6 protein-coding genes are annotated in these 6,603 nt (G+C 34.0%); 5 read left to right on the top strand and 1 reads right to left on the bottom strand.

Annotated elements, in window-relative coordinates:
* Positions 1-314: 314 nt before the first annotated feature.
* The 5 genes from rsxC to rsxA are packed head-to-tail and all read left to right on the top strand — an operon-like array spanning position 315 to position 4,507.
* Positions 315-1,637 carry an electron transport complex subunit RsxC gene (gene rsxC, locus AA81_RS04280; RefSeq protein WP_103898309.1) on the top strand — a complete coding sequence of 441 codons (1,323 nt, stop codon included), beginning with the start codon at positions 315-317 and terminating at the stop codon, positions 1,635-1,637.
* Position 1,638: 1 nt separating this feature from the next.
* Complete coding sequence (locus AA81_RS04285) at positions 1,639-2,619, top strand: RnfABCDGE type electron transport complex subunit D (RefSeq protein ID WP_103079095.1); 981 nt, start codon at positions 1,639-1,641, stop codon at positions 2,617-2,619.
* Positions 2,612-3,310, top strand: a complete 699-nt coding sequence (locus tag AA81_RS04290; protein ID WP_103079094.1) for an RnfABCDGE type electron transport complex subunit G — start codon at positions 2,612-2,614, stop codon at positions 3,308-3,310. The genes AA81_RS04285 and AA81_RS04290 overlap by 8 nt, the downstream gene beginning before the upstream one ends.
* Before the next feature lie 4 nt (positions 3,311-3,314).
* Positions 3,315-3,935 carry an electron transport complex subunit RsxE gene (rsxE, locus tag AA81_RS04295; RefSeq protein ID WP_103079093.1) on the top strand — a complete coding sequence of 207 codons (621 nt, stop codon included), beginning with the start codon at positions 3,315-3,317 and terminating at the stop codon, positions 3,933-3,935.
* The gene (rsxA, locus tag AA81_RS04300) at positions 3,932-4,507 is read left to right on the top strand and encodes an electron transport complex subunit RsxA (RefSeq protein ID WP_103898310.1); all 576 of its coding nucleotides are present in this window, start codon (positions 3,932-3,934) and stop codon (positions 4,505-4,507) included. The genes rsxE and rsxA overlap by 4 nt, the downstream gene beginning before the upstream one ends.
* A gap of 22 nt (positions 4,508-4,529) precedes the next feature.
* On the opposite strand, the gene AA81_RS04305 is transcribed toward rsxA, so the two are convergent.
* On the bottom strand, positions 4,530-6,572 hold the full coding sequence (locus AA81_RS04305) for a metallophosphoesterase family protein (protein WP_103898311.1): 2,043 nt from the start codon (positions 6,570-6,572) through the stop codon (positions 4,530-4,532).
* Between the last annotated feature and the right edge of the window lie 31 nt (positions 6,573-6,603).

Genomic DNA, 6,603 nt, shown 5'->3' on the forward strand with positions numbered 1-6,603 from the left:
CCTTAATAAATTATATGATAAAATCCTAGAGGTGCTTTTAAAAATAAGTAGTCTATTTTAGAACAAACAGTTATATCTCTGTTAAATATTATAGCGTGACAATATTAAATAAATATGAAAAAACAATTAATATACATAAATGTAATAATTTTTTTTAAAAACTTTATAAGTCGTTGAAATTAGAACATTCTTTCGTGCTATAATAATTGTCGAAAGATTTTTGAACCTTTTAAAAAGCTTTTAGAATACTAGTTAAGTAATTCATATAGATTTTCAATTATTAGTTTGTTAAAAAACAAAAAGGAGGTTCCCTTGTGCCAATATTAACTTTTAAAGGTGGCGTACATCCGCCCGAGAAAAAGCATTTTACAAAGGATAAGCCTTTTGAAAAACTGCCTTTGCCCGATTTTGTATACCTATTCACAACTAACCATCTCGGAGCTCCTGCTAAGCCAATCGTAAAAGAAGGAGATCAAGTGAAAACAGGGCAATTAGTAGCAGAGACTGCTGGTAATATTTCAGCAAACATACATTCTTCTGTTACGGGGGAAGTTGTTGGAATAGAATCATTTATAAATGCCTCCACAGGAAGAAAGAATAATGCAATAGTCATAAAAAGAACTTCGGAAGATATTTGGGAATATATTGAACACGATGAGAACTTTAAAAATTTTTCAAAGGAAGAAATAATTAACATTGTTAAAAAAGCGGGTATAGTGGGATTAGGGGGTGCTATGTTCCCATCTCATGTAAAATTAAGTATACCCCCAGGCAAAAAAGTCGATTACTTAATAATCAATGGGGCAGAATGTGAACCATACATAACTGTCGATGATATGATGATGAGAACATACACAGAAGAAATCATAAAAGGAATAAAAATAATAGAATATATAGTTAATCCAGAAAAAATTTATGTGGGCATCGAAGAAATCAAACCTGAAGCGATAAAAATTATGAAAAACGCTTTAAAAAACGAGAATATCGAGGTTGCAATTTTAAAAACAAAATATCCTCAAGGTGCAGAAAAACAATTAATCAAAGCTGTCACTAAAAGGGAAGTCCCTTCAGGAGGGTTACCTATAGATGCAGGGACTTTAGTTTTTAACGTTTCCACTACCTATGCAATTTATGATGCAGTAATCAATGGAAAACCTTTGGTTGAACGCGGAATCACTTTGAGCGGGGGCGTTAAAAAACCCGGTAACTATTGGTTCCGAATTGGAACTAAGGTTTCAGATCTTTTAAATCAAGTAGAAATCGTTGAAGAGGAAAAGATCGATAGAATAATCTATGGCGGGCCAATGATGGGATTACCTTTACCCAATATTGATTTACCAACTTTCAAGGGAAATAATGCAATCACCGTTTTAACAAAAGAAGAAATACCACAAAAACATGAATATCCATGCATTAGATGTGCTTCTTGCGTTAAAGCATGCCCTATAGGGCTACAACCTTATTATCTAAAAAAACTTGCTGATGCTAGGAAAAATGACATAGCACAAGAAAATGGAATTATGGATTGTATAGAATGTGGTGCTTGTTCTTACATTTGTCCATCAAATATAGAGCTAGTTAAAACATTCAAGACAACAAAAAAGGTTATAAAAGCCATTCAAAGAAGGAGGGGTTGAGTTGAAACTTAGCACTGAAGCAGCACCCCATTTTCGAACTACCAATACCACCCGAAAAATTATGATCGATGTTTTGATATCATTGATACCTGCTGTTATTGTTTCAACATGGATCTTTGGTTTTCGAGCCCTTTTCATTATGTTATTTTCTATGGTTTTTGCAGAAACATTGGACTTTTCGATCGTTCGTTTTGTAAGGAAGCAAAAAGACCATATCCCTGATTTTTCCGCTTCTGTTACAGGATTACTCTTGGGTATGAACCTTTCTTTAGCCGTAAACTGGTGGCAAATTATGTTAGGAGTAGTGGTTGCGATCATTTTAGCAAAACAAGTTTTTGGAGGTCTAGGTCAAAACTTTTTTAACCCCGCATTAGTTGGAAGGGCCTTTATGGTGATATCTTTCCCTACAGCTATGACTACCTGGTATGTACCTTTTTATTACCAGAATCCTGATATTGTTACTTCTGCCTCCCCTTTAGGAATAATTTCTGAAGAAGGAATGAACACAGTACTCCAAAATTATACTTACTGGGATATGTTCATCGGCAGAATTCCTGGTTCTATCGGAGAAGTTAGTGCTTTAGCTTTAATTATTGGTTTCATATACTTAGTCATTAAAGGCAGAATAAAATTGATGATCCCTGTATCCTATATAGGAACGGTTTTGATTTTTAGCACTATTTTTCATATAGTTGATCCTAATAAATTTGGAACTCCCTTGTTTCATCTTTTAGCAGGGGGTTTGATCTTAGGTGCATTGTTCATGGCAACGGATATGGTTACTTCTCCAATGTCCATAAAGGGCCAGTTCGTTTTTGGTATGGGAGCTGGTATTTTGACGATGATCATAAGATTCTTTGGTAGTTACCCCGAAGGTGTTTCCTTTTCAATCCTTATCATGAATGCGTTTGTCCCTTTGATAGATGATTGGTTAAAACCCAAAATATATGGAACAACCAAAGGGGAGATAAAACATGCGTGAATATATAAAAACAGGTTTAATCTTAGCCGCCTTTATGATTGCTGCCGGATTTTTAGTATCTGTTGTGTACAATTTTGTGAATCCAATGATAGTACAATCCGAATTTAATAATACATTGTCAGCTATAGAAGAAGTCTTAAAAGATGCAAATACGGGTGAATATTTAGTTTCTAATATTCCTAAAAACGAAGAAGAGTTAGAAAGAAATATATGGAAAGAAGATCAAAATGGAGTTTTATACGTAAGTCAAAAAAATGCAAAAGTCTATTCCCCTGTTTATAAGTTTACTGAAAATAACACTGAAATTTATGTCATGACAGTTTCAGGAGTAGGATACGGAGGAGATGTGGTTAGCGTTATTTCGTTCATCAAAAAAGAAGGTGGCCAAATTACTTTGAATAAAATAGAAGTAATAAATTATTCACAAGAAACGCCGGGACTAGGGGCCAGAATCTCTGAAGAATCTGTAAAAAAAAGATTTAGCTCGATCCCAGAATCAGGTTTAAATGTAGGCGTTAAAGTCGATAAAGACGCTGGTGTTACTGTCCCAACTAATTCAATAAATACTTACAAAGAACAAGGTGTAGTAAAAACTAGTGATGTAATGACAGGAGCAACAATTACTCCTAGAGCGGTCGCCGATTCTATCAATGCAGCTGTAGAATTTTTAAAAGAGAAAGGGGTGATGTGAAAAGATGGCTGATCTAAAAAACTTTACCAACGGTTTGATAAAAAACAATCCCGTTTTTGTTCAGGTATTGGGAATGTGTCCTACTTTAGCTACAACCACAAGCGCAGAAAATGGTTTAGGTATGGGAATAGCCACCCTATCTGTCTTAACAATGTCAAACATTGTCATTTCTTTGATTAGAAAAATAGTTCCTAAAAAGATAAGAATACCTATTTATATTGTAGTTATAGCCTCTTTTGTAACAATGATAGATCTCATAATGCATGGATTAACATACGAATTATGGCAGACTTTGGGAATATTTATACCTTTGATAGTTGTTAACTGTATCATTATGGGAAGGGCAGAGTCTTTCGCATCGAAAAATGGAGTTGTAGATTCAATACTTGACGCCTTGGGAATCGGTTTAGGTTTTACAGGCGCCCTTGTATTATTGGGATCGGTAAGAGAATTATTGGGTAATGGAACAATCTTTGGTTTTCCTATTTGGGGAGAAGCCATTAATTTATACCTTTTCATACTCCCACCTGGTGCCTTTATAACTTTAGGACTTTTACTTGGAATGTTCAATTCAATAGGTATAAGTAGAGAAAATAAAAAGAAGAAGGCAGGTGCTAAAAAATGAATCTTATCCTTCTGTTTATTTCAGCCGCTTTAGTTAACAATATTATTTTAACTAGATTTTTAGGTATTTGCCCTTTTTTAGGAGTTTCTAGAAGCAAAAGTTCCGCTATTGGTATGTCTATCGCCGTGATTTTTGTCATGACGTTAGCGGGAGTAATAACTTGGCTCTTAAATCAGATACTAATAATGCTTGGAGTAGAATTTTTGAGAACGATTGTGTTTATTCTTGTAATTGCTGTACTTGTTCAATTTGTTGAGTTCTTTATTAAAAAATCAAGCCCAGCCCTTTACGAAGCATTGGGAATATACTTGCCACTTATAACAACCAACTGTGCAATATTGGGGATCGCATTGTTAAACATACAAACTAATTACACCTTTATCGAAAGTTTGGTAAACTCTTTTGCCTCTGGATTGGGGTTTTCGCTGGCATTAATAATATTTTCTTCAATAAGAGAAAAAATGCAACTAAACAACGTTCCAAAACCTTTCGAAGGTACTGCTTTAGCGCTAATAACAGCTGGACTTCTTTCAATGGCTTTTATGGGGTTTTCAGGTTTGGTGAAATTGTGAAAAGGGAGAATCATCTCCCTTTTCATTTTTTATATATGTAGAATTCATCGATTACTTCATCAATTGAAGTATATTGATTTGGGAAAAGGGGATTATCAACCCTCGCCACTGCTTTTACAGTAACCTTGATAGAATCTTCGTAAACATCAAAAATAAGGTAGTGAAGTTTTCCAAGAACGTGCTTTACATGCCACGGCAATGGATCTGCTCCATGATTTGTATTTAGCTTAGCACCCCCTCCACCACTGGTAATAAACATAATTCCATCCTTAAAATACCTTTCATAAGCGTGTATATGTCCATTTATTACAACATCAACACCGTACTTTTTGAAAATAGGCAACCAATTTTTTGTGTTGAAATGACCTTCGGGAAGGTTTTCTTCCATACTGCCATACTCCGTGGCTGTCGTCCAAAAAGGATGATGAAAAGCCACAAAGATAAACTTTTTATCATTATTGTTTTTAAGATCTTCTTCTAACCACTCCATTTGTTTTTCATACAGATTTGAAGATTCTAAAATATTAGAATCTAAGATAACAAAATGAGAGTTTCCATAATCAAAAGAGTACCATCTCTTGGAATAATCTCCACCACCACTTGGAAGCTCGAATGCCCTATAATACAGTATGCTATTTCTTTCATGGTTACCTAAAACCATGTAATAGGGAATTTGAGAACTTAAAGGGTATGCAGATTCAAAAAATTTACTCCAACTGTTCTCTGATGTGCCTTCTTCCGTATGATCTCCAGGTTTAAGAATGAATGCCGCATTCAGATCCGAATCCTCTACAATTCTTTTAACAACATAAGCGTGCCTTTCATCATAGATTTGGGTATCTCCATAAACTATGAATCTAAAGGTATTGATATTTTCATCTAAAGGCTTGGTTTTAAAAGCCCTTTTTTCTGTCTTAACCTCATTTAGAGTATAGGTGTCTTCAACATTTATCACATACTCATAGAAAGAATCAGGTTGCAAATCAGAAAGTTCTATATAATGATATTCCAAAGGAAATTCGTTTTGTATTTCTAACACCTTAGCTTCGTTGTCTGAATCGTAAACTTCTACAGTTGACCTAGCAGGGACAGCCATCCTGAAATTAATAGTCACACCATCTTCCTCTTTATTAGTGAGAAAAGGTTTGTAATAAAAATAATTTTCACCAACTTCAACAAAAAGACCTTCCGCCCCCAAAAGAGAAACAGATTCACTCTTCAAATTTCCAAAATCTACCTTAAGTTGGAAATTCTCATAATCTTCGCCATATGGAAGATAAAACTCTGCTTTTCCTTTATCATCAACGAGTTGAACATCTTGAATGGTTCCCAATCTGTCTTCTAGAACAACTCTCATGCCCTCAGCAGACTTTTCATTGCTTAATATTATATTTTTTTCAATAGTTTTATAATCAATACCGAATTTATCGTAATATCTTTTTTCTATTTCGCTAACACTCTCACCAATGGTTATAACTCTTGTAAATTCCAGCAAACCCTGAGGTTCAAGGGTAAAAAATGAGATACTTGTAGTCATCTCATCGTTTGCTATAACCCTCTGAAATGTTTGATCATCAGCGGGAAAATAGCCAAAGCTCCCATAATCTTGCTGAAGAACTAATACATAGTTATTTAAAACCTTTGATTTTATAAAAAAAGGAAATGTGTCTGAGTAATCTATTATTTCATTCATTTGGATTCTTTTTTTAGTTTCCGTTTTGCTAGTTATCATAGTGCTCAATAAGAGGTTTTGTCCTTGTAAGGTATAAGTATTCACCACTTTGAAGTCGTTTTGATCATAAATGAAAGAAATCGAATCTTCTGAAGTTTCTATAACGTTCTTTTGAAACTCTACGCCAGAAATTAGAATTTTATGATTTGTGAAAAGACTTTGGTTAGCTTCATTACTTTTAAAAAAGGTGATATATCCATTTTCTTTAGAAATACCTGTTGTCAAATAGTTGTTGGATAATATATAATTATTCTGATAAGATGAAATCACATCTGCTGAAAAAAAGATTACAGACAAAATGGCAAAAAAAGTTATGATAAAATACTTTTTCACAATAATGCCCCCTTTTCGTGTTTATTCAATC

It is taken from the genome of Petrotoga halophila DSM 16923 (assembly GCF_002924615.1).

Excerpts from the sequence above, each read along its gene's own strand:
- AA81_RS04290 (WP_103079094.1), top strand. The coding sequence starts at position 2,612 with ATGCGTGAATATATAAAAACAGGTTTAATCTTAGCCGCCTTTATGATT.
- rsxE (WP_103079093.1), top strand. The coding sequence starts at position 3,315 with ATGGCTGATCTAAAAAACTTTACCAACGGTTTGATAAAAAACAATCCC.
- rsxA (WP_103898310.1), top strand. The coding sequence starts at position 3,932 with ATGAATCTTATCCTTCTGTTTATTTCAGCCGCTTTAGTTAACAATATT.